We start from the raw sequence: 26,946 nt of genomic DNA on the forward strand, positions 1-26,946 counted from the left end.
GAAAAAGATTGCAACAAAAAAACCTTTCCGTCTGGAAAGGTTTTTGTCTTATAGTCCGTAGTTATAATCGTCATCCTGCATGGCTTCTACTTCACCGAGAAGGTAACCATTTCCGACTTGAGAGAAGAAGTCGTGGTTAGAAGTACCGGTTGAGATTCCGTTCATGACGATTGGGTTAACGTCATCTGCTGAGTCTGGGAAAAGCGGATCTTGTCCCAAGTTCATGAGGGCTTTATTGGCGTTGTAGCGAAGGAAGGTCTTGACTTCCTCTGTCCAGCCCACACCGTCATAGAGGCTCTCTGTGTAGCCTTCTTCATTCTCATAGAGGGTGTAGAGAAGATCATACATCCACTCTTTGAGTTTTTCTTGGTCTTCTTCTGGTAATTCGTTAAATCCAAGTTGGAACTTGTAGCCGATATAGGTTCCGTGAACAGATTCGTCCCGAATGATCAACTTGATGATCTCAGCTACGTTGGCCAATTTGTTGTTTCCAAGATAGTAGAGAGGTGTGAAGAAACCAGAGTAGAAGAGGAAGGTTTCAAGGAAAACGCTGGCGACTTTCTTTTCAAGAGGGGTCCCATTGAGATAGATTTCGTTGATGATTTCTGCCTTCCTTTGAAGGAAAGGATTGGTGTTGGTCCATTCGAAAATCTCTTCGATTTCTGACTTGGTATTCAAAGTAGAAAAGATAGAAGAGTAAGACTTAGCATGGACAGATTCCATAAATTGGATGTTGTTAAAGACAGCTTCTTCATGGGGAGTACGAATATCCGCACGAAGAGCCTGAACACCTGTTTCAGATTGCATGGTATCTAGAAGGGTCAATCCCCCAAAGACTTTACCAACTAGGTCTTTTTCTTTATTAGACAACTTTCTCCAGTCATCCAAGTCGTTTGACAAAGGGATACGTGTATCCAACCAGAATTGCTCTGTCAGTTTTTCCCAGGTCGATTTATCGATGACATCTTCGATCGCATTCCAGTTAATGGCTTTGTAGTATGTTTCCATTTGCATCACTTTCTTTTTCTATTCATTCAATCGTTACTATTCTACCATAAATTGATAGAATACCGCACAAAAAGTCGGCGAACCGACTTTTGATAGCTATCTAGGATAGCGGATTAGATGACACAGCTTTCACATTGGTTGGCGCCAACTTCTCCACCATCATCTGTAAAGGTACGGACGTAGTAGATAGACTTGATACCCTTGTTAAAGGCGTAGTTCCGAAGGATAGACAAGTCACGAGTGGTTTGTTTGTTTTCAGTTTTCCATTCGTAAAGACCCTTTGGAATATCGCTACGCATAAAGAGAGTCAGTGAAAGACCTTGGTCTACGTGTTCAGTTGCGGCAGCATAGACATCGATGACTTTTCGCATATCCATGTCGTAGGCAGAAGTGTAGTAAGGAATCGTTTCCGTTGACAATCCTGCTGCAGGGTAGTAGATCTTACCGATTTTTTTCTCTTGGCGTTCTTCAATCCGTTGTGTAATTGGGTGGATAGAAGCAGATACGTCATTGATGTAGCTGATAGATCCATTTGGTGCGACAGCCAAGCGGTTTTGGTGGTAAAGACCATCTGCTTGAACTTTAGCACGCAGTTCTGCCCAATCCTCAGCACTTGGGATAAAGATATCTTTAAAGAGTTCTTTGACGCGATCAGATTTTGGTACAAATTCTCCAGTCGTGTACTTATCAAAGTAAGTACCGTTGGCATAATCAGATTTTTCGAAGTTGTGGAATGTAACACCACGTTCACGCGCGATGTTGTTTGATTCTACGAGAGTCCAGTAGTTCATGAGCATGAAGTAGATACTTGTGAACTCAACAGACTCAGGGGATCCGTATTCAATCAATTGTTGCGCAAGGTAGCTGTGAAGTCCCATAGCTCCAAGTCCGAACGAATGCGCCAGTTTATTTCCGTGGTCGATAGTTGGAACGGCCACGATATGAGAGCTATCTGTAACGAAGGTCAAAGCACGGACCATGGCACGAATCGAACGTCCAAAATCAGGTGAAGTCATCATGTTAACCACGTTGGTTGAACCAAGGTTACATGAGACGTCAGTTCCCATTTGGACAAATTCTTGGGCATCGTTGATCAAGCTTGGTTCTTGAACCTGTAGGATCTCTGAACACAAATTACTCATGACGATTTTCCCATCAACTGGGTTTGCCCGGTTAGCAGTATCGATGTTGACTACATAAGGGTAGCCAGATTCTTGTTGCAATTTAGAAATTTCAGTTTCCAAATCACGTGCCTTGATTTTTGTCTTACGGATATTTGGATTAGCGACCAACTCATCGTATTTTTCAGTGATGTCGATGTAGTTGAATGGTACTCCGTATTCACGCTCAACAGAGTATGGGCTGAAGAGATACATTTCTTCGTTTTTACGTGCTAATTCGTAGAATTTATCTGGTACCACAACACCAAGTGATAAAGTCTTCACACGAACTTTTTCATCGGCATTTTCTTTCTTAGTTGAAAGGAAGGCGATAATGTCTGGGTGGAAGACGTTGAGGTAAACAACCCCAGCACCTTGACGTTGACCAAGTTGGTTAGAGTAAGAAAAGCTATCTTCGAAGAGTTTCATAACTGGAACGACCCCAGAAGCGGCTCCTTCATAGCCCTTGATCGGTGCTCCAGCTTCGCGAAGATTGCTGAGGGAGATCCCAACCCCACCACCGATACGAGAAAGTTGAAGGGCAGAGTTGATAGAGCGTCCGATTGCATTCATGTCATCGGTTACTTGGATCAAGAAACAGGAAACCAATTCTCCACGTCGGGCACGTCCAGCATTCAAGAAAGAAGGAGTAGCTGGTTGGTAGCGTTGGTGGATAATTTCGTTTGCAATGTCTCGTGCGATAGCTTCATTTCCATCCGCAAAATAAAGAGCATTAAAGAAGACGCGGTCTTCCATACTTTCAAGATAATATTCTCCATCGTTTGTTTTCAGAGCGTATTGGTTATAGAATTTATAAGCCGCCATGAAGGACTTGAATTGGAAGTTTTGGTCTTTGATAAATTGGGCCAATTCCTCTAAAAATTCAGGACGATATTTCTCGATAAAAGCTCTCTCAATGTAATTGTGCTCGAGAAGGTACTGAATCTTGTCTGTAATCGAGTCAAAGGCTTTTGTATTTGGTACAACATTTTCTTTAAAGAAAGCATCTAAAGCTTCTTTATCTTTATGAAGCATGATTTGGCCGTTTACTGGACGGTTGATTTCATTGTTAAGACGAAAATACGTCACATCTTCAAGAGATTTTAATCCCATAATAATCCTTTTCTAGTTCTAGTTCAAAAAAATGAAGAGGAGAAGTCCTCTCTTTCCAAGTAAAAGGTCTAGTGTTAGGTTGCTAACGCTAGACCCTATTTAAGCAAAATACTGTGTTTATTAAGAAAGTTTCTTCAACTTAGCTGGTTGAAAACCAGAAAATACTTCATCCTGTGTTTGAATAACTGGAGCAGCATTGAAGCCAAGGTTTTTAACATGTTCTACAAATTCTGGCTGTTCATCTAAGTTAATTTCGCGGTATTCCACGTGATTGCTATCGAGGAATCGTTTTGTCATTTTGCACTGAACACAATTATTTTTTGAATAAATAGTTACCATTTCTTTTTCGTTCTCCTATCGAAATATAAATCTGTAAACAGTATAAACAAAATCCAGCAACTTGTCAACAAAATAAAACTAAATATTGTGCAAAGAGATGAAATGGGGTTTTTAAAACACAATATATTGTGGTGGATGGAAATTGAGAAATTCCAAGAAATGGGATAGGAATAGGTTTTAAAGCATCTTTAATTAGTTATAATTTTTTGGTGAATCAATATCCTGTGGTTCAGTAGCTTCTTTTTATTTGAAAGCGGAGGAAAATGTTACTTATAATATAGTAGAAAATTGAAAAGATTTGTTCTCCATTCTTCAGTAGCTTCTTAGAATGTATCTAAATTGGGATTTTTCGCAGTCTTTTTCTGTAAGTCAGTGATAAAAATCTTGAAAAAAATTTCAAAAGATGATATAATACCAAATTGTAAGGGTTATCAAAAGGTAACTCAAAAACTATTTTTTAAAAGGAGAGTCCAATTATGGCTTCTAAAGATTTCCACATCGTGGCAGAAACAGGTATCCACGCACGTCCAGCAACTTTGTTGGTTCAAACTGCTAGCAAATTTGCATCAGACATCACTCTTGAATACAAAGGTAAATCAGTTAACTTGAAATCAATCATGGGTGTTATGAGCCTTGGTGTTGGTCAAGGTGCTGACGTTGTAATTTCTGCTGAAGGTGCTGACGCTGATGATGCGATCGCAGCTATCTCAGAAACAATGACTAAAGAAGGATTGGCTTAAAAATATGACAAAAATGCTAAAAGGAATTGCAGCATCCGATGGTGTTGCCGTTGCTAAGGCATATTTGCTCATTCAACCAGACTTATCATTTGAGACTGTTTCAGTCGAAGATACAAGTGCAGAAGAAGCTCGTTTGGATGCAGCTCTTGAAGCTTCACAAAACGAGCTTTCTCTTATTCGGGAGAATGCAGTAGCAAGCCTTGGTGAAGAAGCAGCGCAAGTTTTTGATGCGCATATGATGGTTCTCGCTGACCCTGAAATGATTGGTCAGATCAAAGAAACGATTCGTACGAAAAAAATCAATGCAGAAGCTGGCTTGAAAGAAGTCACTGACATGTTCATTGCAATCTTTGAAGGAATGGAAGACAATCCTTACATGCAAGAACGTGCAGCAGACATTCGCGACGTTACCAAACGTGTCCTTGCCAACTTGCTTGGTAAGAAATTGCCAAACCCTGCTTCTATCAATGAAGAAGCAATCGTGGTGGCGCATGACTTGACACCATCTGATACAGCTCAGTTGAACAAAAAGTATGTAAAAGCCTTTGTTACTAACATCGGTGGACGTACAAGTCACTCAGCTATCATGGCGCGTACACTTGAAATCGCAGCCGTTCTTGGAACAAATAACATCACAGAACTTGTCAAAGATGGTGATGTTTTGGCTGTTTCAGGGATCACTGGTGAAGTGGTGATCAACCCAACTGAGGAACAAATCGCAGCCTTCAAAGCAGCTGGTGAAGCTTACGCTAAACAAAAAGCTGAATGGGCTCTCCTTAAAGATGCTCAAACAGTTACTGCTGATGGAAAACATTTCGAATTGGCTGCTAACATCGGTACACCTAAAGACGTTGAAGGTGTGAATGATAACGGTGCAGAAGCTGTTGGTCTCTATCGTACAGAATTCTTGTATATGGATTCTCAAGACTTCCCAACTGAAGATGACCAATATGAAGCTTACAAAGCAGTTCTTGAAGGTATGAACGGTAAACCTGTTGTCGTTCGTACAATGGATATCGGTGGGGATAAGGAACTCCCTTACTTCGACCTTCCTAAAGAAATGAACCCATTCTTGGGTTACCGTGCTTTGCGTATTTCTATCTCTGAAACTGGTAATCAAATGTTCCGTACACAATTGCGTGCCTTGCTTCGTGCATCTGTTCACGGTAAATTGCGGATCATGTTCCCAATGGTTGCTTTGTTGACGGAGTTCCGTACGGCTAAAGGCATTCTTGAAGAAGAAAAAGCTAAATTGCTTGCTGAAGGTGTTGCCGTTGCAGACGATATCCAAGTAGGGATCATGATTGAAATTCCAGCTGCAGCTATGCTTGCTGATCAATTTGCTAAGGAAGTTGATTTCTTCTCAATTGGTACAAACGACTTGATCCAATACACTATGGCTGCTGACCGTATGAACGAACAAGTTTCATACCTTTACCAACCGTATAACCCATCAATCCTTCGTTTGATCAATAATGTGATCAAGGCGGCTCACGCAGAAGGTAAATGGGCTGGTATGTGTGGTGAAATGGCCGGTGACCAAACAGCTGTTCCACTCCTTGTCGGAATGGGCTTGGATGAGTTCTCCATGTCAGCGACATCTGTTCTTCGTACACGTAGCTTGATGAAGAAATTGGATACAGCTAAAATGCAAGAATACGCTAACCGTGCTCTGACTGAATGTTCAACCATGGAAGAAGTGCTTGAACTTTCTAAAGAATACGTGAACGTAGACTAAGAATGAATCAAATACTAAGACATATCTGTCTTAGTCTCAGATTGAAGACAAAGAAATTTTAAAAACTTTCCTAAGGTCTCAATCATTCCGAGTGCCTGAAACAACTGTGTTTCAGGCACTTTTCTCACAGCGAAAAGTATTTCAACTTCTTAAATAACTAAAAAATAAAAGTTATTTTTTGAAAATTATCTAGCTGTTTTATGTAAAATCATAGTTTGTCTACATTCAAATACTAAGACACATCTGTCTTAGTATTTTTTTTGTTTTTTTTACTTTTTTTATAAAAATGTTCATTTTATTCGTAATAAACTAGTTAGTAATAAAAACATTGACTAAAATGTTCGGTTTTTTGTTTAAATTTCCTTAGATATGTAGTATAATCGTAAGTAAGAGTATGAGGAAAGCGAAGGAATGCAGTAAAAGGTTCGGAAAAGAAAATGAAAGAACTTTTCCTGATAAATTTACATGATTTTCCTGGAATCAACTTGAAAATTAAGTGATTTTATAGTAAAATAAAAACAATTAGAAAACGCTTTCAAAAAAATTGAAGAGGTGAGTATATGGATAGAAGCACAGACTTATGGACATTTGGAAGAGGGGATAATTTCCAGCTTCAAGAGTATTTAGGTGCTCACAAGGAAACAAGGGGAGAACAAGAAGGGTATGCCTTCCGTGTTTGGGCTCCCAATGCCCAGGCGGTCGATCTGATTGGTGACTTTACTGATTGGGAAGCCCGGAAAATTCCAATGGTTCGTAATGAAGGAGGCGTCTGGGAAGTTTTCTGTTCAGATGCAAAAGAGGGAGATATCTACAAATATTTGGTGACACGAAATAATGGTCATCAGGTTCAAAAAATTGATCCTCTAGCGTTATGGATGGAAAAACGACCCAATACAGGGTCTATCATTAAGACCATTCCGGAAAAGAACTGGAAAGACGGTCTTTGGAGAGCACGCCGTAAAAAATTTGGTTTTAAGGAACGACCTGTTAATATCTATGAGGTTCACGCAGGATCTTGGAAACGAAATGATGATTATAGTTCCTATACTTTCAAACAACTAAAAGAAGAACTCATCCCTTATTTGGTTGAGATGAACTACACCCACGTAGAATTTATGCCAGTGATGGCCCATCCATTGGGATTGAGCTGGGGGTATCAGCTCATGGGCTATTTTGCCCTCGAGCAAACTTATGGTAGCCCAGAAGAATTTCAAGATTTCGTGGAAGAATGTCACCTCAACAATATCGGAGTGATCGTGGATTGGGTGCCTGGCCATTTCATCATTAATGATGATGCTTTGGCATATTATGATGGAACACCAACATTTGAATACCAGGATGAACATCGGGCCCATAACTATGGTTGGGGGGCTTTGAACTTCGATTTAGGAAAGAATCAAGTACAGTCTTTCTTGATTTCTAGTTTGAAGTTTTGGATTGAAACCTATCATTTAGATGGAATTCGGGTCGATGCTGTGAGCAATATGCTCTACCTCGATTATGACAGTGGTCCATGGACACCAAATATTGATGGGGGAAACCTCAACTATGAAGGGGTTCATTTCCTCAGACGTTTGAATGCGATTATCAAGAACGAACACCCAGATGTTATGATGATTGCTGAAGAAAGTTCTGCTGGTCAAAAGATCACAGGCCCTGAAGAAGAAGGTGGTCTTGGTTTTGACTATAAATGGAATATGGGTTGGATGAATGATATTCTACGATTCTATGAGGAAGACCCGGTCTACAGGAAATTTGACTTTAATCTGGTAACCTTTAGTTATATGTATGCATTTTCTGAGAATTTCTTACTACCATTTTCACATGATGAAGTGGTGCACGGTAAGAAGAGTTTGATGCACAAGATGTGGGGAGATCGGTACAATCAATTTGCTGGACTCCGTAATCTTTTAACCTATCAGATCTGCCATCCAGGTAAGAAATTGCTCTTTATGGGTTCAGAATTTGGTCAATTTTTGGAATGGAAGTCAGAGGAGCAACTGGAATGGGGGAATCTAGAGGATGAAATGAATGCTAAGATGCGTCGTTTTACTTCTCAGCTCAATCATTTCTACAAAGAACACAAAGAATTGTGGGAGATTGATGATAGCTTTGATGGCTTAGAGATTATTGATGCAGATAACCGGGATCAGAGCGTCTTGTCTATGATCCGGAAGAATCGTAAAGGCGAGCTTCTAGTATGTGTCTTCAATATGGCACCAGTAGAACGCAAGGACTTTACGATTGGTGTGCCTGTATCAGCGGTCTATGAAGAAATTTGGAATACAGAATTAGAAGAATGGGGAGGTGTCTGGAAAGAGCACAATCCGACAGTTCAGTCTCAAGAGGGACTATGGAAGGATTATGAACAAACCTTGACCTTTACTTTGCCGGCTTTAGGAGCTAGTATTTGGAAGGTAAAACGCAAGGTGCGTAAGACAAAATCTAAAACATCAGATAAGAAATGACGATCGGTTGACTCTATGGGAGTCCAAGCTTTAAAAAGAGGAAGTAGTCAATGAAGAATGAAATGCTCGCTTTAATTCTTGCCGGAGGGCAAGGAACACGTCTTGGAAAATTAACCAAAAACATCGCAAAACCTGCGGTTCAATTTGGTGGGCGCTATCGGATTATCGATTTTGCGCTATCAAACTGCGCCAACTCAGGAATTCACAATGTTGGTGTGATTACACAGTACCAGCCACTGGCCCTCAATAGTCATATTGGAAATGGTTCAAGCTGGGGATTGGATGGAATCAATACAGGTGTTTCTATTTTGCAACCTTATTCAGCTAGTGAAGGAAATCGTTGGTTCGAAGGAACTAGTCATGCCATCCTCCAAAATATCGACTATATCGACAGCATCAATCCTGAATATGTCTTGATTCTTTCTGGTGACCATATCTACAAGATGGACTATGATGATATGCTTCAAGCGCACAAGGATAATAATGCGAGCTTGACTGTTGCCGTCCTAGATGTACCTTTGAAGGAAGCGAGTCGTTTTGGAATCATGAATACCGATGCTAATAATCGGATTGTTGAATTTGAAGAAAAACCAGCTGAACCAAAATCTACCAAGGCTTCCATGGGGATTTACATCTTTGACTGGGCTCGTCTGCGCAATATGTTGGTTGCTGCTGAAAAGAGCGATATCGATATGTCAGACTTCGGTAAAAATGTCATTCCAACTTATCTAGAATCAGGAGAAAGTGTTTATGCTTATGAATTCAATGGTTATTGGAAAGACGTTGGTACAATTGAGTCTCTTTGGGAAGCCAATATGGAATATATCGATCCGAATAATGCCTTGGATAGTCGCGATCGTCACTGGAAAATCTATTCACGCAACCTCATTTCTCCACCAAACTTCTTTGGGGAACATGGCCACATCGAAGATTCTCTTGTCGTCGATGGTTGTTCGGTAGACGGTACAGTCAAACACTCCATCTTATCAACAGAAGCTCAAGTTCGTGAAGGAGCGGTTGTCGAAGATGCTGTCGTGATGAGCAATGCCATTATCGGTAAAGGAGCTGTCGTGAAACGCGCGATTATCGGAGAAGGAGCAGTCATTGCAGAAGGCGTCGTGATTGATGGAACAGAGGAAGTACAAGTTGTCGGTTACAATGAAAAAGTGGGGGTAGCAACAGATGAAGATTGATAAATATTCAGCCATTTTAGGAAATACAGTTGGGTATCATGATATGTCCACTTTGACCAGCCATCGTCCGGTAGCATCCCTACCGTTTGATGGGAAATACCGCTTAATCGACTTCCCATTGTCTAGTCTTGCAAATGCTGGTATTCGTAGTGTTTTTGGGATTTTCCAACAAGAAAATATTAGTTCGGTCTTTGACCATATTCGTTCAGGTCGTGAGTGGGGCTTGTCTACTTTATTGAGCCACTATTACCTCGGAATCTATAATACTCCAGTTGAAAATACAACGGTAGGGCCAGAATACTACCAACAATTATTGACCTATTTGAAACGGTCTGGTTCTAATCAAACAGTTGCTTTGAACTGTGATGTATTAATGAATATTGACCTCAATCAGATTTTCCACCTTCATAATACCATTGATCGTCCGATTACAGTGGTTTATAAAAAGTTGCATCTGCAAAACATTTCTGAAGTAAATGCTGTCTTGGAAATTGATGAAACAGACCATGTTACAGAGCAAAAACTTTTTGATGGTCAGGATCCTGATAAAGTCTACAATATGTCAACAGATGTCTTTATTGTAGATACTCCTTGGTTGATTGAAAAAATTGAAGAAGAAGCCAAGAAAGAATACCCACAAAAATTGCGCTATATCTTGCGTGATTTGGCAGTGGAATACAATGCCTTTGCCTTTGAGTATACAGGCTACCTAGCAAATATTCACTCAGTTGAATCCTATTATCAAGCAAACTTGGATATGTTGGAAAACCAAAAATTCATGAAGCTCTTTTCACCAAATCAAAAGGTGTATACAAAAGTGAAGAATGAAGAGCCAACTTATTATTCCAAGACTTCAAATATCAAATCGTCCCAATTTGCTTCTGGTAGTATTGTAGAAGGAACCGTTGAACGCTCTGTTGTTTCACGCCGGGTACACCTTCATGAAGGTTCAGAAGTCCGCAGTAGTCTTCTTTTCCCTGGTGTTGTCATTCATGAAAATGCAATCGTCGAACATGCCATCCTGGATAAGGGGGTTGAAGTGACTGCCGGTGTGACGATTCGTGGAACAGAAGAAGCACCTGTCGTGGTTAAAAAAGGAACGATTGTTACAGAGGATATTGTCTAATGAAACTATTATTTGTTGCAGCTGAAGGAGCACCATTTTCTAAGACAGGTGGCTTGGGAGACGTCATTGGCGCTCTTCCTAAATCCTTAGCTAAAAGTGGTCATGACGTGCGCGTGATTCTCCCTTACTATGATATGGTAGAGGCAAAATTTGGGGATCAAATTGAAGACGTTTTGCATTTTGAGACCAAGGTTGGCTGGAGAAGTCAATATGTGGGTGTGAAACGCATTGTACGAGATGGGGTCACCTTTTACTTTATTGATAACCAACACTATTTCTTTAGAGGCCATGTGTATGGTGACTTTGATGATGGCGAACGGTTTGCCTTTTTCCAGCTCGCGGCCTTAGAAACGATGGAACGGGTTGACTTCATTCCAGATGTTCTTCATGCCCATGATTACCATACAGCGATGATTCCTTTCTTGCTTAAGGAAAAATACCGTTGGATTCAAGCTTACCATGGGATTAAAACAGTATTGACCATCCATAATTTGGAATTCCAAGGTCAGTTTGACCCAGGAATGTTGTGGGATTTATTCGGAGTGGGATTTGAACGCTATGCAGACGGAACACTTCGGTGGAATGATTGCCTGAATTGGATGAAAGCCGGCATTCTATATGCTGACCGTGTGACAACCGTATCTCCTAGTTATGCACATGAGATTATGACTGCTGAATACGGTTGTGGCTTGGATCAGATCCTTCGGATGGAATCTGGCAAGGTGACCGGTATTGTTAACGGGATTGATGCGGATTTATATAATCCTGAAACGGATCCACTCTTGACGCATCACTTCAGTCTTTCAGATCTTTCAGGTAAAGCAGCTAGTAAACGAGCTCTTCAAGAACGTGTCGGTTTACCCGTTCGCGATGACGTTCCTTTGTTTGGAATTGTCTCTCGTTTGACACGTCAAAAAGGTTTTGATGTTGTGGTGGAAGAGTTGCATCAACTCTTGCAAAAGGATATTCAGATTGTCTTGCTCGGTACAGGAGATCCTGGATTTGAAAATGCCTTTGCTTGGTTCGGTCAAGCCTACTCAGATAAACTTTCAGCTAATATCACATTTGATGTCCAATTGGCCCAAGAAATCTATGCAGCGTCAGATGTCTTCTTGATGCCAAGCCGCTTTGAACCATGTGGCCTTTCTCAAATGATGGCCATGCGTTATGGAACCCTTCCTTTGGTACATGAAGTCGGCGGACTTCGAGATACGGTTCAACCGTATAATGTTGTTGATGGAAGTGGAACAGGCTTTAGCTTCAATAATTTATCTGGCTACTGGTTTAACTGGGCAGTTGATGAGGCTTTAGCTGTTTACTACAATGACAAACAGGCTTGGTATGGCCTGCAAGAACAAGCCATGACTCGTGATTTCTCATGGGATACGGCTAGTCAACGATACAACGATTTATACCAGTCCTTATAAGTAAATCTAGTGTAAAAACGCCTTTCGAGGCGTTTTTTGTTTTGTTTTCTTCCTATAAAGAAAACGGTTTATTTTTTTGAGTTTTAGAGCTTGCTAAAATAGAAGAAAAAAGATAAGATAGGTAAAGGTAAAAAATCCCGGGAAGGTTCTTATTTCTGGAAAGGATCCCATCCTCTCTAAAAATAATCAGGTCCCTGCTCGAGGGTTAAATATTACTATATAGGAATTTTAGGATGAAAAAAGCGAAACAAACGTTTGAAAAAATGACCAAATATTCGATTCGGAAATTAACTGTCGGTGTTGGTCCGGTAGCCATTGGAGCCTTTTTATTAGGAGGAAGCTTGTTAGGAGCTCGTCCTGTCAAAGCAGATCAGGTGACTCTACCTGCTCATGTGCACTTAGGATATGTGACAGAAGAAGAGCTAACTGCTGAAGAAAAAGAACAGGTGATTCATGCAATCCCTGAAGAGTATCAAAATGAAGATACTTTCTATCTCGTCTATAAGAAGAAGGAAGCAATTCAGTCGGTTCTTCCTCAAACAGGAAGTCAGGAAGTCGCCCTATTTGGCCTAAGTCTAGCCACTGCTTCCTTTGCGGTCCTCTTACTCTCTAAAAAGCACCGGAAGAAGGTCATGGGCGTCCTTTTGATTGGAGCCATGGGACAAAGTCTTCTACTTCCAGTTGAAGTCGCAGCGCTACAAAATCAAGTTTTGCGCGCCTATAATCAGGATCTTGCGATCGCATCGAGCAAAGATCTTGCAAATGGCGTGATTCAAATTGACGGCTATGACTATATTGGTTATCTGTGCTACCCGTCAGTCCAAAAGACGAGCTTACAAGAGCCAAAGGCTATGCAGGAAACGAAATCTTCTGTAGAAGGGACGATCAAAACAAGTACAGGTATTCCACAAGTGGAAGCACAAGCGCGTGTGACCCCAGAAGTCGCTCCAGCCTTTCCTCAAGTTGAAAAACCAAGCCTGGAAGTCTCTACTGAGCCTGTGCCATTTGAAACTTTCAAACAAGCTGATCCTACATTGGCCAAAGGGCAAACCAAGGTGCTGACTGCTGGTCAAAATGGGGAGCGGACCATATTGACGGAAGTGAGTGTGGTAGATGGACAAGAAGTTCGCAGAGTAGTTGAAAGCAAGGTCACTAAAGAACCAGTTTCACAAATTCTTGCTGTCGGGACAAAAGAAGATGCCCAACCAACCCCTCAACCCAGCCCTTCTCCAGTTGTAACGGCCAAAGGGACACAAGAAGAAGGCCATGTCGGCGAAGCTCCTGTTCAACCAGAGAATCCAGTCTATACAGGCGTAGTGGAAGCTAAGGGAACACAAGAAGAAGGCCATGTCGGCGAAGCTCCTGTTCAACCGGAGAATCCAGTCTATACAGGTGTGGTAGAAGCCAAAGGGACGCAGGAAGAAGGCCATGTCGGCGAAGCTCCTGTTCAACCAGAGAATCCAGTCTATACAGGCGTGGTGGAAGCTAAGGGAACACAAGAAGAAGGTCATGTTGGTGAAGCTCCTGTTCAACCGGAGAATCAAGCCTATACAGGTGTGGTGGAAGCCAAGGGAACACAGGAAGAAGGCCATGTCGGCGAAGCTCCTATTCAACCGGAGAACCCAACCTATCAAGTAACGGGAGGGACTGTAACAGAGACAGAAACGGAAATCCTTCCATATGAAACAGAGTATGTAACGGACGCCAATCGTTACACCGATGAAGAAAGCCTCCTTCAAAAAGGAGAGGCTGGTAGCCAGGAGATTCGTCGTGTTTATAAGACGGTTAATGGTGAGAAGATTGGAGAGCCTCTCAGTACGACCACTGAAACGGTCAAAGCTCCTGTGACAGAAAAAATTAGTCGTGGGACCAAGGCGATTGAAGGCCAAAAAGAGGAAGTTGCTTTTGAAGAAATTCCATTTAAGACGGTAACCGAACAAGATGCCACCTTGCTAAAAGGAACTGAAAGGGTTTCTCAAGCCGGTAAGAATGGGAAGAAGAAAATCACCAAGGTCTACAAGACCATCAAGGGAGTTAAAACGGCGGATGCCCCAACGGTTACGGAGGAAGTAGTTGAACAAGCTCAAGATCGGATCATTCAAAAAGGGACCAAAGAACTTGATAAGCCTACCTTAACTTTGACCCAGGTCGATAAGGAAGAATTGAAGCGCAGTGCTAAAGCTACTTATCATTTGGATAAACCAGACGGTGTGACCATCAAGTCCATCCAGGCTGTATTGAAGAAGGGTGATCAAGTGGTGAAAACCCTGACCCTTTCAGAGACGGACTTGGCAGCTGCTTTAGCGGACTTGGACTACTACAAGGATTATACGCTCGCAACGACCATGGTGTATGACCGTGGAAATGGGGATGAAGAAGAAGTTCTCAAGGAAAAACCACTGAGAATTGATCTTAAAAAAGTTGAAATCAAAAACATCAAGGAAACCAGTCTGATTAGCGTGGATGACCAAGGTCTTGAGACCGATAGCAGCCTCTTGTCTGAAACACCATCAGATGTGAAGCCTTACTACTTAAAGGTCACTACCTATGATAATAAGGTTACAAAACTAGCCGTTGATAAAATTGAAGAAGTAACGGTAGATGGCGTGACCCTCTACAAAGTAACAGCCAAAGCTCCTGATCTCATTCAACGGACTGCGGACAACCAGTTTAGTGAGGACTATGTCCACTATATTGCAAAACCCAAAGCTCATGAAGGGGATGTCTACTACAATTTCAACGAACTTGTAAAAGCTATGCAAGCCAATCCGACTGGTACCTTTAAACTGGGTAGCAATATGAATGCGGCTAATGTCCAGCCAGTAGGGAAATCCTATGTGACCAATGCCTTCAAGGGAATTTTGGAAAGTACGAATGGAAATAAATTTGCCATCCATAACATTACAAGACCATTATTTGGGAACATCGAAGGTGGCTCGGTTAAGAATCTCTTGCTTGAAAATGTCAATATTGACCTACCTGGGACAGATCGAGTAGCCCCAATAGCAGGTGTTATCAAAAATAATGCAACTGTCGAGAATGTTAAAGTAACAGGAAGTGTTGTTGGGAACAATGACGTAGCAGGGATCGTCAATAAAATTGATGGCAGTGGGAAAGTAAGTAATGTCGCCTTTATCGGGAAACTGCACGCTGCTGGGAACAAAGGTGGCTATCTAGCGGGTGTTGTTGGTGAGAACTGGAAGGGTGTCGTAGAAAAAGCTTACGTTGATGCTGAAATCACTGGGAATAAAGCCAAAGCTGCAGGTTTGGCTTATTCCTCTCAAAATGGTGGAAATAACCACACAGTAGGTAAAGAAGGAGTTCTCAGAAACTCCGTTGCTAAAGGTTCGATTGAACTCAAAGAAGCTGTCCAATCTGGTGGATTACTAGGGACCAACTGGGCCTTGGGGACTATTGAAGACAACATCACCATGATGAAAGTCAAAACAGGTGAGATGGTCTTCGGACATTCGGATATCGACGCAGATGATTATTTCACCTATTCAAGAACCAAGCGCAATTACAGTGTGGAAGGCGTGAGTGAAGGGAAGAAATCCTTTAACAACTCCCGTAAAATCCCAAGCATCTCGCTGGCAGAAGCTGAGCAGAAAATCGAAGCAATGGGAATTACAGCTGATACATTCACCAGCAGCAAACCGATTGAAGACACGCTCAATCACCTTGTTAGCAAAGACGATCAATACAAGGCCATCACTGCTTACGATGCGACTCGTGAGCTGGCTTACCGTAATATTGCTAAATTGCAACCATTCTACAACAAAGAGTGGATTGTCGACCAAGGGAATAAACTGGCTGCGACGAGCCCTCTTTTGACCAAGGAAGTCTTGTCTGTGACCGCTATGAAGGGCAATGATTTTGTCACTGAACTAGCAGATGCTGATCACATCCTGATCCATTATGCCGATAAGACCAAAGATGTCTTTAGCATGACACCGAAAGATTCTAAAGTCAAACAAGTCAAAGAGTACAGTGTGGCGGAGCTCGGTGAAGTAGTCTACACGCCAAATATGGTGGACAAGGACCGGAGCGATCTCATCAGTGCCATCGTAGAGAAATTAAGTCCTGTAGAATTGCAATCAGATCCAATCTACACTCACTTAGGTCGAACAGGACCTAACAAAGTCAATGCCATTAAGAACCTTTACCTCGAAGAAAGTTTCCAAGAAGTCAAGGATAATCTGACTCACTTTGTCAAACAACTGGTTGAAAACCAAGACCATCAATTAAACACAGATGAGGCTGCTAAACGTGCCCTTATCAAGAAAGTTGATGACAACAAGGCGGCCGTTCTTTTAGGGCTTTCTTACCTCAATCGCTATTACGGAGTGAAGTTCGATGATGTCAATCTTAAGCAGCTCATGTTGTTCAAGCCAGACTTCTATGGGAAGAATGTTGATGTCTTAGACCGTTTGATTGAAATTGGTTCAAAAGAAGACTACATCAAAGGAACTCGTACCCATGATGCCTTCCGAGAAGTCGTTGCGAAGTCTACTCTTTCTAGCAACCTAAATGACTTCTTGAAGTACAATATGGAGCTCTTCACAAAAGAGACAGACTTGAATGATTGGTTCATCAAAGCAACCAAAGACAATGTCTATATTGTGGAGCCTGAGACGACCAATCCAGCTTTCGCATCTGCTAAGCATAGAGCCTATGAGGGCTTAAACAATGATATTCACGGTAAAATGATCTTGCCACTCTTGAATCTTAAAGATGCGCACATGTTCTTGATTTCAACATACAATACCTTGGCCTATAGTTCCTTCGAGAAATACGGTAAAAACACTGAGGCAGAACGAAATGCCTTCAAGGCGGAAATTGATAAAGTAGCAAAAGCCCAACAGGACTACTTGGATTTCTGGTCGCGATTAGCAGCTGATAATGTTCGCAACCAGCTCCTAAAGAGCAATAATATGGTGCCGACCCCTGTCCTTGATAACCAAAACTACAAAGGCATTAGTACAGACCGTTATGGCCATACGAATAGTGGAAAAGATGTCGCTCCAATTCGTGAATTATATGGACCAACTGATCGTTACCATGCGACAGATTGGCGCATGGGAGCAACCGCTCGTGTCTATGGAAATCCTTATAAAGATGATTCGGTCTTCTTTATGGTGACGGATATGATCAGTGACTTTGGGATTTCTGCTTTTACCCATGAAACGACGCACGTCAATGACCGTATGGTATACTTGGGTGGCTGGAGACACCGTGAAGGAACGGATCTAGAAGCCTATGCTCAAGGCATGCTCCAAACGCCATCCGTATCCAATCCAAATGGAGAATACAAAGCTCTAGGTCTCAACATGGCCTATGAACGTCCAAACGACGGCAACCAATGGTACAACACTAATCCAAATTACCTTCAATCACGCGATGAAATTGATCGTTACATGAAGGGGTATAACGATACGCTCATGCTTCTGGATTACCTAGAAGGAGAAGCCGTCCTCAATAAAGGCAGTCAAGACTTGAACAATGCATGGTTCAAGAAGGTTGATAAACAATACCGAGGGGCTAATACCAAGAATCAATTTGATAAGGTGCGTCCTTTGAGTGATGAGGAAAAAGCCATCACCTTACATTCAGTAGATGATCTCATCACCAACAACTTCATGACCAATCGTGGTCCTGGAAATGGTGTCTATAATCCATCAGACTTTGGCTCAGCCTATGTGACGGTGCCGATGATGACAGGGATCTATGGTGGAAACACCAGTGAAGGGGCTCCTGGAGCCATGTCCTTCAAACACAATACCTTTAGACTCTGGGGCTACTATGGTTATGAAAAAGGCTTCTTAGGCTATGCTTCAAACAAGTATAAACAAGAATCCAAACAAGCAGGTCATGCGACTTTAGGGGATGATTACATCATTCAAAAGATTTCTGATGGAACATTCAGTACCCTTGAAGACTGGAAGAAAGCATACTTCAACGAAGTGGTGACCAGTGCTAAAAATGGACTTCAGGCTATTGAAGTTGATGGGACTACTTATAGCACTTATGATGACTTAAAACAAGCCTTTGCAACTGCGGTTGAAAAAGATCAGGCCAGCTTGAAGAATGGTTCTGTCAAATTTGACAATACCCTTGCCTTGAAAGAAAAAATCTTTAAGAAATTACTGCAACAAACAGACAGTTTCAAAACGTCTATCTTTAAATAATCGAATTCTCTCATCTGCTGAGCAGGTGAGAGTTTTTTAGAAGAAAAAATGAATAGAGGTGGACAAAGCGTCTAAAAATTAAAAGAAATCAATCGTAGATAGGAAAAATTATCATATTAAAAAAATAACGTAATTTCACTAAAACGCTTACTTTTATAGAAAATATTTGACTATTATATCTTTTAGGAGTAAACTAAGGAGGTAAAATTTATAAAAGGAGAATTCATCATGAATTTAACATTTTTAGGTCTTTGTTTAGCCTGTTTTGGTGTATCACTGGCAGAAGGTTTGATGATGAGTAGCTTATTGAAATCTGCGTCTCGTCAACCAGAAATTATCGGTCAATTGCGTAGCCTCTTGATTCTTGGTGTTGCCTTTGTCGAAGGTACTTTCTTCGTAACCTTGGTTATGGCCTTTATTATCAAATAGACGCTTCTATTTTAGAAAAGGAGGTGTCAAACCTTGGAAGAAAGTATCAATCCAACGATTACTCTTGGACCTGTATCTTTTAATTTGACCCTACTTGCTATGACCCTGATTTCTGTTTTCGCCGTTTTTGGCTTCATTTATTGGGCCAGTCGAAAAATGTCGATCCGACCAAAAGGCAAACAAAATGTGCTGGAATACGCATATGACTTTGTCGTAGGCTTTACAAAAGGAAATATTGGGGAACATTACATAAAGGACTATTCCTTGTTCTTGTTTGTTCTTTTCCTATTTCTTTTAGTAGCCAATAACATTGGATTGATGGCTAAAATCGAAACGACCAATGGTTACAATTTGTGGACATCACCAACCGCTAACCTGGGTTATGACTTTGCCTTTTCATTTTTGATCACCTTAATCGCCCATGTAGAAGGAATTCGCAGACGTGGTGTGAAGGAATATTTAAAGGCTTTTGTGACACCCGGATTTATGACCCCCATGAATATTTTGGAAGAATTCACGAATTTTGCCTCCTTGGCCCTTCGGATCTTCGGAAATATCTTTGCGGGTGAGGTACTAGCAAGCTTGCTTGTGACTTTGTCGCATCAAGCTGTTTATTGGTATCCATTTGCCTTTATTGGAAGCATGGCATGGACTGCATTTTCAATTTTCATTTCATGTATCCAAGCCTATGTATTTACCATGTTGTCATCAATTTATATTGGTAAGAAAATTAATGGCGAAGAGTAAGTAGAGGAGGAGTAGAAGAATGCATGTATCAATGAGTGAAATTATTGGTAACTTTATTCTCATTGCTGGTTCCTTCCTATTATTAATCTTTTTAATAAAGAAATTTGCATGGAACAATATCAATGGAATTTTAGAAGCGCGTGCCAAAAAGATTATAGATGATATTGATGGAGCAGAATCAGCTCGTCAAAAAGCTGAGGAACTAGCAAGTAAACGTGAAGAAGAGTTGGCAGGTAGCCGCAAAGAAGCTGCGTCTATTGTCGAAAATGCAAAGGAAACTGCAGAAAAGAACAAATCTCAGATCCTTTCAGAAGCCACTCAAGAAGCAGTACGTTTGAAAGAAAAAGCGCAACAAGAAATTGCGCATAACAAAGAAGAAGCATTGAACAGTATCAAAGGCGATGTGGCAGATCTCACTGTCAATCTTGCCAGCAAATTGTTGAGTCAACAGCTGGATGCTGAAGGTCAACGCCAACTGATCGATCGCTATCTTGATGAATTAGGAGAAGCCTAATGGACAAAAAGCAACTGATGGTGATTGAGAAATATACCCAGCCTTTTGTTCAATTGGTCTTTGAAAAAGGAGAACAAGATCTAGTCTTTGAAAAATTGACCCAAATCAAGGGGATTTTTGAGGAGACTGGACTTGCTAACTTCTTAGCTCATATCGGTGTAGAGGATGAAGAGAAAGCAAAAAGTCTCAGACTTTTTCAACCCTCGGATTCACAATTACTCGACCATTTGATTGAAGTGGTTATTCTCAATCATCGTGAAGCCTTATTTTATGACATTGTAACGATTTGTTTGGATCAGATTCAACTGTTGAGCAACGCTTTTGTCGTCACTGTTACGACGGTTGCTGGTTTGGATCCTGTTCAAGAGCAAAAGCTAATCCCCATTATCGAAAGAAAATTTGGGATTCAAGTTCGCTCGATCCAACAAAAGATCGATCCAGATTTAATTGGTGGCTTTGTCGTGACAGCCAATCATAAAACGTTGGATACCAGTCTCAAACACCAATTGCAAGTTATAAAATCTAAATTGAAATAGAAAGTGGTGTGAATTTTGGCGATTAACGCACAAGAAATCAGCGCTTTAATTAAGCAACAAATTGAAAATTTCAAGCCAAACTTTGACGTCACTGAGACAGGTGTTGTAACCTACATTGGTGACGGGATTGCCCGTGCTCATGGTCTTGAAAATGCCATGAGTGGTGAGTTGTTGATCTTTGAAAATGGCTCATACGGGATGGCCCAAAACTTAGAAACAACGGATGTCGGGATCATCATCTTAGGTGATTTCACGGATATTCGTGAAGGAGACTCTGTCCGTCGTACAGGTAAAATCATGGAAGTCCCTGCAGGGGATGCCTTGATTGGTCGGGTTGTTAACCCACTTGGCCAACCAGTAGATGGTTTGGGTGAGATTGTGACAGATAAATTCCGTCCAGTTGAAACACCAGCTCCTGGCGTTATGCAACGGAAATCTGTCTCAGAACCCCTACAAACTGGTTTGAAAGCCATTGATGCCCTTGTTCCAATCGGACGTGGTCAACGGGAATTGATTATCGGGGACCGTCAAACAGGGAAAACTTCGATTGCCATCGATACCATCTTGAACCAAAAGGGTCAAGACATGATCTGTATCTATGTGGCGATTGGTCAAAAAGAATCAACAGTTCGTACGCAAGTAGAAACTCTTCGTAAATACGGAGCCATGGATTATACGATTGTGGTAACCGCTTCGGCTTCTCAACCATCTCCATTGCTCTACTTGGCACCTTATGCCGGGGTTGCCATGGCAGAAGAGTTCATGTATAACGGTAAACACGTTTTGATCGTCTATGATGATTTGTCAAAACAAGCCGTAGCCTATCGTGAATTGTCCCTTCTTCTTCGTCGTCCACCAGGACGTGAAGCCTTCCCAGGGGATGTCTTCTATCTCCACAGCCGTTTGTTGGAACGTTCAGCTAAAGTTTCAGATGAATTGGGTGGGGGTTCTATTACAGCTCTTCCAATCATTGAAACCCAAGCAGGGGACATCTCCGCTTATATCGCAACCAATGTGATTTCGATCACAGACGGACAAATCTTCTTGCAAGATAGTTTGTTTAATGCCGGTATTCGTCCAGCCATTGATGCCGGATCTTCTGTTTCCCGGGTTGGTGGATCTGCTCAAATCAAGGCTATGAAGAAGGTTGCTGGTACCCTTCGTATCGACCTCGCTTCCTACCGTGAGTTGGAAGCCTTCACGAAATTTGGTAGTGATTTGGATGCTGCGACTCAAGCGAAATTGAACCGTGGTCGTCGGACAGTGGAAGTCTTGAAACAACCTGTTCATGAACCATTGACAGTTGAAAAACAAGTCGTGATCTTGTATGCCTTGACTCATGGTTTCTTAGATAGTGTTCCAGTAGACGACATTCTTCGTTTCCAAGAAGAGTTGTTTGATTACTTTGAAGCACATTATCATCAAATCTTTGAGACGATTCGTTCGACACATGATCTTCCAGCAGAAGAAGAACTGGATGCAGCCCTTACTGAATTTGTCAACCAGTCAAATTTCAAATAGAAATAGGAGTGGAAGATGGCAGTTTCATTAAATGATATTAAAAATAAAATTGCATCCACAAAAAACACCAGTCAAATCACCAATGCCATGCAGATGGTGTCCGCTGCCAAACTTGGTAAATCTGAGCAGGCAGCCAAGGATTTTCAGGTTTATGCTGCTAAGGTTCGTAAGCTCTTAACAGACTTGCTCCATGGACATGAAACAGAAAATACCAAGTCCCATCCGATGTTGGTGAGTCGTCCGGTAAAAAAGACAGCTTATATCGTTATTACATCTGATCGTGGTTTGGTCGGGGGTTACAATGCCTCCATCCTTAAAACCATGATGGAAATGAAGGCAGAATACCATCCAACTGGAGATGACTTTGAAGTGATCTGTATTGGAAGCGTCGGTGCGGATTTCTTCCGTGCCCGTGGGATTCAGCCGGTTTATGAATTGCGTGGTTTGCCTGATCAGCCTAGCTTTAAGGAAGTTCGCAAGATCATTTCGAAAACAGTCCAAATGTATCAGGAAGGCTTGTTTGATGAGTTGTACGTCTGTTACAACCACCACGTCAACAGTTTGACGAGTCAAATGCGGGTGGAACAAATGCTTCCAATTATTGATTTGGACCCAAATGAAGCGGATGAGGACTATGTATTGAATCTAGAATTGGAATCTAGTCGAGATGCCATTTTGGATCAATTGCTTCCTCAATTTGCTGAAAGCATGATCTATGGTGCCATTATTGATGCTAAAACAGCTGAAAATGCTGCGGGGATGATGGCCATGCAAACTGCAACAGACAATGCCAAGAAAGTCATTGATGAATTAACGATTCAATACAACCGTGCTCGTCAAGCAGCGATTACACAAGAAATTACCGAAATCGTTGCGGGTGCTAGCGCCCTTGAATAGTTGTCGGATACAATTTTAAATACAAAAACAGATGCTTGAAAGAGAACTTTTGAGCAGTAGAAATTACTTAGAATAGGAGAATGACATGAGTTTAGGCAAAATTTCTCAGGTCGTAGGTCCCGTCGTAGACGTTGCCTTTTCCGTTGGAGATAAACTTCCTGAGATCAATAATGCGCTTGTAGTCTATAAAAATGACCAACAAAAATCGAAAGTCGTTCTTGAAGTAGCTTTGGAACTTGGTGATGGGGTCGTACGGACCATCGCCATGGAATCAACTGATGGTTTAACACGTGGAATGGAAGTCTTGGACACAGGTCGTCCAATCTCTGTTCCAGTCGGAAAAGAAACCTTGGGACGTGTCTTCAATGTTCTTGGAGATACCATTGACTTGGATCAACCTTTTCCTGAGGATGCTCCTCGTGACTCCATCCACAAAAAAGCTCCATCCTTTGACGAGCTCTCTACTTCAGAAGAAATTCTTGAAACAGGGATCAAGGTTATTGACCTCTTAGCCCCTTATTTGAAAGGTGGGAAGGTCGGACTCTTCGGTGGTGCCGGAGTTGGGAAGACCGTCTTGATTCAAGAATTAATCCATAATATTGCCCAAGAACACGGTGGGATTTCTGTATTTACCGGTGTTGGGGAACGGACACGTGAAGGGAATGACCTTTACTGGGAAATGAAAGAATCTGGCGTTATTGAAAAAACAGCCATGGTCTTTGGACAAATGAATGAGCCACCTGGAGCACGGATGCGTGTTGCTTTGACTGGTTTGACCATTGCGGAATACTTCCGTGATGTCGAAGGTCAGGACGTTCTCTTGTTTATCGACAATATCTTCCGTTTCACCCAAGCCGGTTCAGAAGTATCAGCCCTTTTGGGACGGATGCCTTCAGCCGTTGGTTACCAACCTACTTTGGCAACTGAAATGGGGCAATTGCAAGAACGGATTACGTCAACCAAGAAAGGTTCTGTTACATCCATCCAAGCCATCTATGTGCCAGCCGATGACTATACAGACCCAGCGCCAGCAACCGCCTTTGCCCACTTGGATTCAACAACCAACTTGGAACGTAAATTGGTACAATTGGGGATCTACCCGGCGGTGGACCCATTGGCATCAAGCTCACGTGCCCTTTCTCCAGAAATCGTAGGAGAAGAACACTATGCAGTAGCATCTGAGGTCAAACGCGTCCTTCAGCGTTACCATGAATTGCAAGATATCATTGCGATCTTGGGGATGGATGAATTGTCTGACGAAGAAAAGACCTTGGTTGCTCGTGCTCGCCGGATCCAATTCTTCTTGTCACAAAACTTCAACGTTGCCGAACAATTTACCGGTCAACCTGGTTCATACGTACCTGTTGCAGAAACTGTTCGTGGTTTTAAAGAAATCTTGGACGGAAAATATGACCATCTTCCTGAAGATGCCTTCCGTGGTGTTGGATCGATCGAAGATGTGATTGCCAAAGCTGAAAAAATGGGATTCTAAGAAGAGGTGAAAGATGAGTCAAATGAACGTCCAAATCGTTACACCGGATGGACTGGTTTATGATCATCATGCCGCATTTGTATCTGTCAAGACAATTGATGGTGAATTAGGGATTTTACCTCATCATATCAATACCATTGCGGTTTTGGCTGTAGACCAAGTAAAGGTTCGTCGTGTCGACGATGACAAACATATTGATTGGATTGCAGTCAATGGTGGGATTATCGAAGTAGCTGATAATGTCATTACCATTGTTGCCGATTCTGCCGAACGTGCTCGAGATATTGACATTAGTCGTGCAGAACGTGCCAAACTGCGAGCTGAAAAAGCGATTGAAGAAGCCAAAGATCAGCATTCGGTTGATATGGAACGTCGTGCTAAAATTGCTCTTCAACGCGCCATTAACCGGATTAATGTCGGAAATCGTTTATAAGATATTCAAAATAAGGTGGAGGTATGTCCTCACCTTATTTTTGTTGGGAGAGAATCAAAAGAAGAAAGTACGGACCAAATATGGTATAATAGCTGTATGATTCAAATGATTTTTAATCTTTCAAGCCATCTATTGTTTATCTTTTTTGCCTATTACCTATTGATGAACCTGGTTCAATGGGAAAAGTTTTTAAAAGTAAGTGCTGAAAATGCGGTTAAAATCCGTTTTTTGATCTTGATGATCAGCGTCGGAATCGGCTATCTAGCGAGCTCATTTTTTATCAGTGTCTATGAGATGAGTCGACAGATTTTTATTGGCCAATTCTAGCCACATTTTATAAAAAATATGGTATGATAGAAAGCGTGACTTTAAGAAATTGGAGAACAATCCCGTATGGAAAAAATAATCGTTAATGGTGGTCATAATCGACTGGTTGGAACCGTCAAAATCGAAGGAGCAAAAAATGCTGTCCTTCCTCTTCTTGCTGCAACAGTTCTAGCAAGCGAGGGCGTGACAACCTTGAAAAATGTACCTGTTTTATCAGATGTCTTTACAATGAACAATGTCGTTCGTGGCTTGAATGCACAAGTAACCTTCAATGAAGAAGACAATACAGTTGTCGTAGATGCGCAAGCAAAATTATCAGAGGAAGCGCCTTATAAATATGTGAGTAAGATGCGGGCTTCTATCGTTGTCTTAGGTCCTGTCTTGGCACGCAATGGCCATGCCAAAGTTTCCATGCCTGGAGGATGTACGATCGGTAGTCGTCCGATTGACCTCCATCTCAAAGGTCTGGAAGCCATGGGAGCTGAAATTACCCAAACAGCCGGCTATATTGAAGCAAAAGCAGATCGTCTCAAAGGTGCACACGTCTATATGGACTTCCCATCAGTTGGGGCGACGCAAAATATTATGATGGCCGCAACCTTGGCAGATGGAGTCACTGTGATTGAAAATGCTGCGCGGGAACCTGAAATTGTTGACCTAGCACTCTTGCTTAATAAAATGGGAGCTAATGTCAAGGGGGCAGGAACTGAGACCTTAACTATCGTCGGTGTGGAGAGCTTGCATGGGGCAAACCACAATGTTGTGCAAGACCGTATCGAAGCTGGAACCTTTATGATTGGGGCAACCATGACTGGTGGAGATGTCTTAATCGAAGATGCCATTTGGGAACACAACCGTCCGCTTCTATCTAAGATGCAGGAGATGGGTGTAACGGTAACCGAAGAAGAAAATGGAATTCGGATTCAATCGGATATCAGTAAGCTCCGTCCAGTGACCGTTAAAACTCTTCCCTACCCAGGATTTCCAACCGATATGCAGGCTCAATTCACAGCCTTGATGGCCATGGCTAAAGGTGAGTCTACCATGATTGAAACGGTCTTTGAGAATCGCTTCCAGCATTTGGAAGAAATGCGTCGGATGGGCGTTCACTCGGATATTATGCGGGATACAGCTCGTATCGTTGGAGGGGAAAGCTTCCAAGGTGCAGAGGTTATGTCGACCGATTTACGAGCAAGTGCAACCTTGGTCTTGATGGGCTTGGTAGCAGAAGGAGAAACAAAGGTCAGCAAATTAAGTCACTTAGATCGTGGTTATTATCAATTCCATGAGAAATTGGTGGCGCTAGGTGCAGACGTGAAACGTGTAGAGGAAGAAGACGATGAAAACTAATCTTCGCTATGTTGGAAAACAGCTAGGAATTGTCCTCCTGTTGGCTGTGATTGGAATCATCATTTTTGCAGTTGGTTTGGTCATTGGCTATGGAGTGATTGGCGATGGGAAAAATCCATGGTCCATTCTCTCTCCGGACACTTGGTCAGAGATCATTGGAAAGCTAACAGGCAAATAAGCTTTTAACTAAAATTGAGTAA

21 protein-coding genes are annotated in these 26,946 nt (G+C 41.9%); 18 read left to right on the forward strand and 3 right to left on the reverse strand.

Annotated features, from left to right (window positions below):
• Nucleotides 1-48 precede the first annotated feature (48 nt).
• From nrdF to nrdH, 3 genes are all read right to left on the reverse strand, one after another.
• Entirely contained in the window at nt 49-1,008 is a 960-nt protein-coding gene (gene nrdF, locus O3642_RS02460) for a class 1b ribonucleoside-diphosphate reductase subunit beta (protein ID WP_070673984.1), read from the reverse strand.
• A gap of 113 nt (nt 1,009-1,121) precedes the next feature.
• Nucleotides 1,122-3,281, reverse strand: a complete 2,160-nt coding sequence (nrdE, locus tag O3642_RS02465; RefSeq protein WP_371605323.1) for a class 1b ribonucleoside-diphosphate reductase subunit alpha — start codon at nt 3,279-3,281, stop codon at nt 1,122-1,124.
• A 120-nt stretch (nt 3,282-3,401) separates the two neighbouring features.
• A complete protein-coding gene (gene nrdH / locus O3642_RS02470) occupies nt 3,402-3,620 on the reverse strand; it encodes a glutaredoxin-like protein NrdH (protein WP_155125655.1) in 219 nt (72 codons plus the stop codon).
• Nucleotides 3,621-4,096: 476 nt separating this feature from the next.
• On the opposite strand from nrdH, the gene O3642_RS02475 reads away from it, so the two are divergent.
• From O3642_RS02475 to O3642_RS02560, 18 genes are all read left to right on the forward strand, one after another.
• Entirely contained in the window at nt 4,097-4,360 is a 264-nt protein-coding gene (locus O3642_RS02475; RefSeq protein ID WP_003006411.1) for a phosphocarrier protein HPr, read from the forward strand.
• A 4-nt stretch (nt 4,361-4,364) separates the two neighbouring features.
• Complete coding sequence (ptsP, locus tag O3642_RS02480) at nt 4,365-6,098, forward strand: phosphoenolpyruvate--protein phosphotransferase (RefSeq protein ID WP_049474827.1); 1,734 nt, start codon at nt 4,365-4,367, stop codon at nt 6,096-6,098.
• 560 nt (nt 6,099-6,658) lie between these two features.
• Nucleotides 6,659-8,566, forward strand: coding sequence for a 1,4-alpha-glucan branching protein GlgB (gene glgB, locus O3642_RS02485; protein WP_371605324.1), 1,908 nt, complete (start codon nt 6,659-6,661; stop codon nt 8,564-8,566).
• Nucleotides 8,567-8,616: 50 nt separating this feature from the next.
• Nucleotides 8,617-9,759, forward strand: coding sequence for a glucose-1-phosphate adenylyltransferase (locus O3642_RS02490; RefSeq protein ID WP_021152896.1), 1,143 nt, complete (start codon nt 8,617-8,619; stop codon nt 9,757-9,759).
• Nucleotides 9,749-10,885 carry a glucose-1-phosphate adenylyltransferase subunit GlgD gene (gene glgD, locus O3642_RS02495; RefSeq protein ID WP_155125661.1) on the forward strand — a complete coding sequence of 379 codons (1,137 nt, stop codon included), beginning with the start codon at nt 9,749-9,751 and terminating at the stop codon, nt 10,883-10,885. The genes O3642_RS02490 and glgD overlap by 11 nt, the downstream gene beginning before the upstream one ends.
• Nucleotides 10,885-12,312: a glycogen synthase GlgA gene (glgA, locus tag O3642_RS02500; protein ID WP_061455428.1), complete on the forward strand. Its 1,428-nt coding sequence runs from the start codon at nt 10,885-10,887 to the stop codon at nt 12,310-12,312. The genes glgD and glgA overlap by 1 nt, the downstream gene beginning before the upstream one ends.
• Before the next feature lie 233 nt (nt 12,313-12,545).
• Nucleotides 12,546-18,500 (forward strand): ZmpA/ZmpB/ZmpC family metallo-endopeptidase, encoded by a 5,955-nt coding sequence (locus tag O3642_RS02505; RefSeq protein ID WP_371605325.1) that lies wholly within the window; start codon nt 12,546-12,548, stop codon nt 18,498-18,500.
• Nucleotides 18,501-18,728: 228 nt separating this feature from the next.
• Nucleotides 18,729-18,929: a F0F1 ATP synthase subunit C gene (locus tag O3642_RS02510; RefSeq protein WP_003006433.1), complete on the forward strand. Its 201-nt coding sequence runs from the start codon at nt 18,729-18,731 to the stop codon at nt 18,927-18,929.
• A 33-nt stretch (nt 18,930-18,962) separates the two neighbouring features.
• Nucleotides 18,963-19,676 carry a F0F1 ATP synthase subunit A gene (gene atpB / locus O3642_RS02515; RefSeq protein WP_023917700.1) on the forward strand — a complete coding sequence of 238 codons (714 nt, stop codon included), beginning with the start codon at nt 18,963-18,965 and terminating at the stop codon, nt 19,674-19,676.
• Between the two features lie 19 nt (nt 19,677-19,695).
• Entirely contained in the window at nt 19,696-20,190 is a 495-nt protein-coding gene (atpF, locus tag O3642_RS02520) for a F0F1 ATP synthase subunit B (protein WP_201087663.1), read from the forward strand.
• On the forward strand, nt 20,190-20,726 hold the full coding sequence (locus tag O3642_RS02525; protein ID WP_024055549.1) for a F0F1 ATP synthase subunit delta: 537 nt from the start codon (nt 20,190-20,192) through the stop codon (nt 20,724-20,726). The genes atpF and O3642_RS02525 overlap by 1 nt, the downstream gene beginning before the upstream one ends.
• Nucleotides 20,727-20,741: 15 nt before the next feature.
• Nucleotides 20,742-22,247, forward strand: a complete 1,506-nt coding sequence (gene atpA, locus O3642_RS02530; RefSeq protein ID WP_009732555.1) for a F0F1 ATP synthase subunit alpha — start codon at nt 20,742-20,744, stop codon at nt 22,245-22,247.
• A 15-nt stretch (nt 22,248-22,262) separates the two neighbouring features.
• Nucleotides 22,263-23,144 (forward strand): F0F1 ATP synthase subunit gamma, encoded by an 882-nt coding sequence (locus tag O3642_RS02535; protein WP_013903320.1) that lies wholly within the window; start codon nt 22,263-22,265, stop codon nt 23,142-23,144.
• Between the two features lie 85 nt (nt 23,145-23,229).
• Nucleotides 23,230-24,636, forward strand: a complete 1,407-nt coding sequence (gene atpD / locus O3642_RS02540; protein WP_049486331.1) for a F0F1 ATP synthase subunit beta — start codon at nt 23,230-23,232, stop codon at nt 24,634-24,636.
• A gap of 13 nt (nt 24,637-24,649) precedes the next feature.
• Nucleotides 24,650-25,069 (forward strand): F0F1 ATP synthase subunit epsilon, encoded by a 420-nt coding sequence (locus O3642_RS02545; protein WP_003002471.1) that lies wholly within the window; start codon nt 24,650-24,652, stop codon nt 25,067-25,069.
• Between the two features lie 96 nt (nt 25,070-25,165).
• On the forward strand, nt 25,166-25,396 hold the full coding sequence (locus O3642_RS02550; RefSeq protein ID WP_003006458.1) for a DUF1146 family protein: 231 nt from the start codon (nt 25,166-25,168) through the stop codon (nt 25,394-25,396).
• Between the two features lie 66 nt (nt 25,397-25,462).
• Nucleotides 25,463-26,746 carry a UDP-N-acetylglucosamine 1-carboxyvinyltransferase gene (murA, locus tag O3642_RS02555; protein WP_371605326.1) on the forward strand — a complete coding sequence of 428 codons (1,284 nt, stop codon included), beginning with the start codon at nt 25,463-25,465 and terminating at the stop codon, nt 26,744-26,746.
• Nucleotides 26,736-26,924: a DNA-directed RNA polymerase subunit beta gene (locus O3642_RS02560; RefSeq protein WP_003006464.1), complete on the forward strand. Its 189-nt coding sequence runs from the start codon at nt 26,736-26,738 to the stop codon at nt 26,922-26,924. The genes murA and O3642_RS02560 overlap by 11 nt, the downstream gene beginning before the upstream one ends.
• The last annotated feature ends 22 nt before the right edge of the window (nt 26,925-26,946 follow it).

The organism is Streptococcus sp. 27098_8_66 (assembly GCF_041431945.1).
In the GTDB taxonomy this organism is placed as follows: Bacteria; Bacillota; Bacilli; order Lactobacillales; family Streptococcaceae; genus Streptococcus; species Streptococcus dentalis.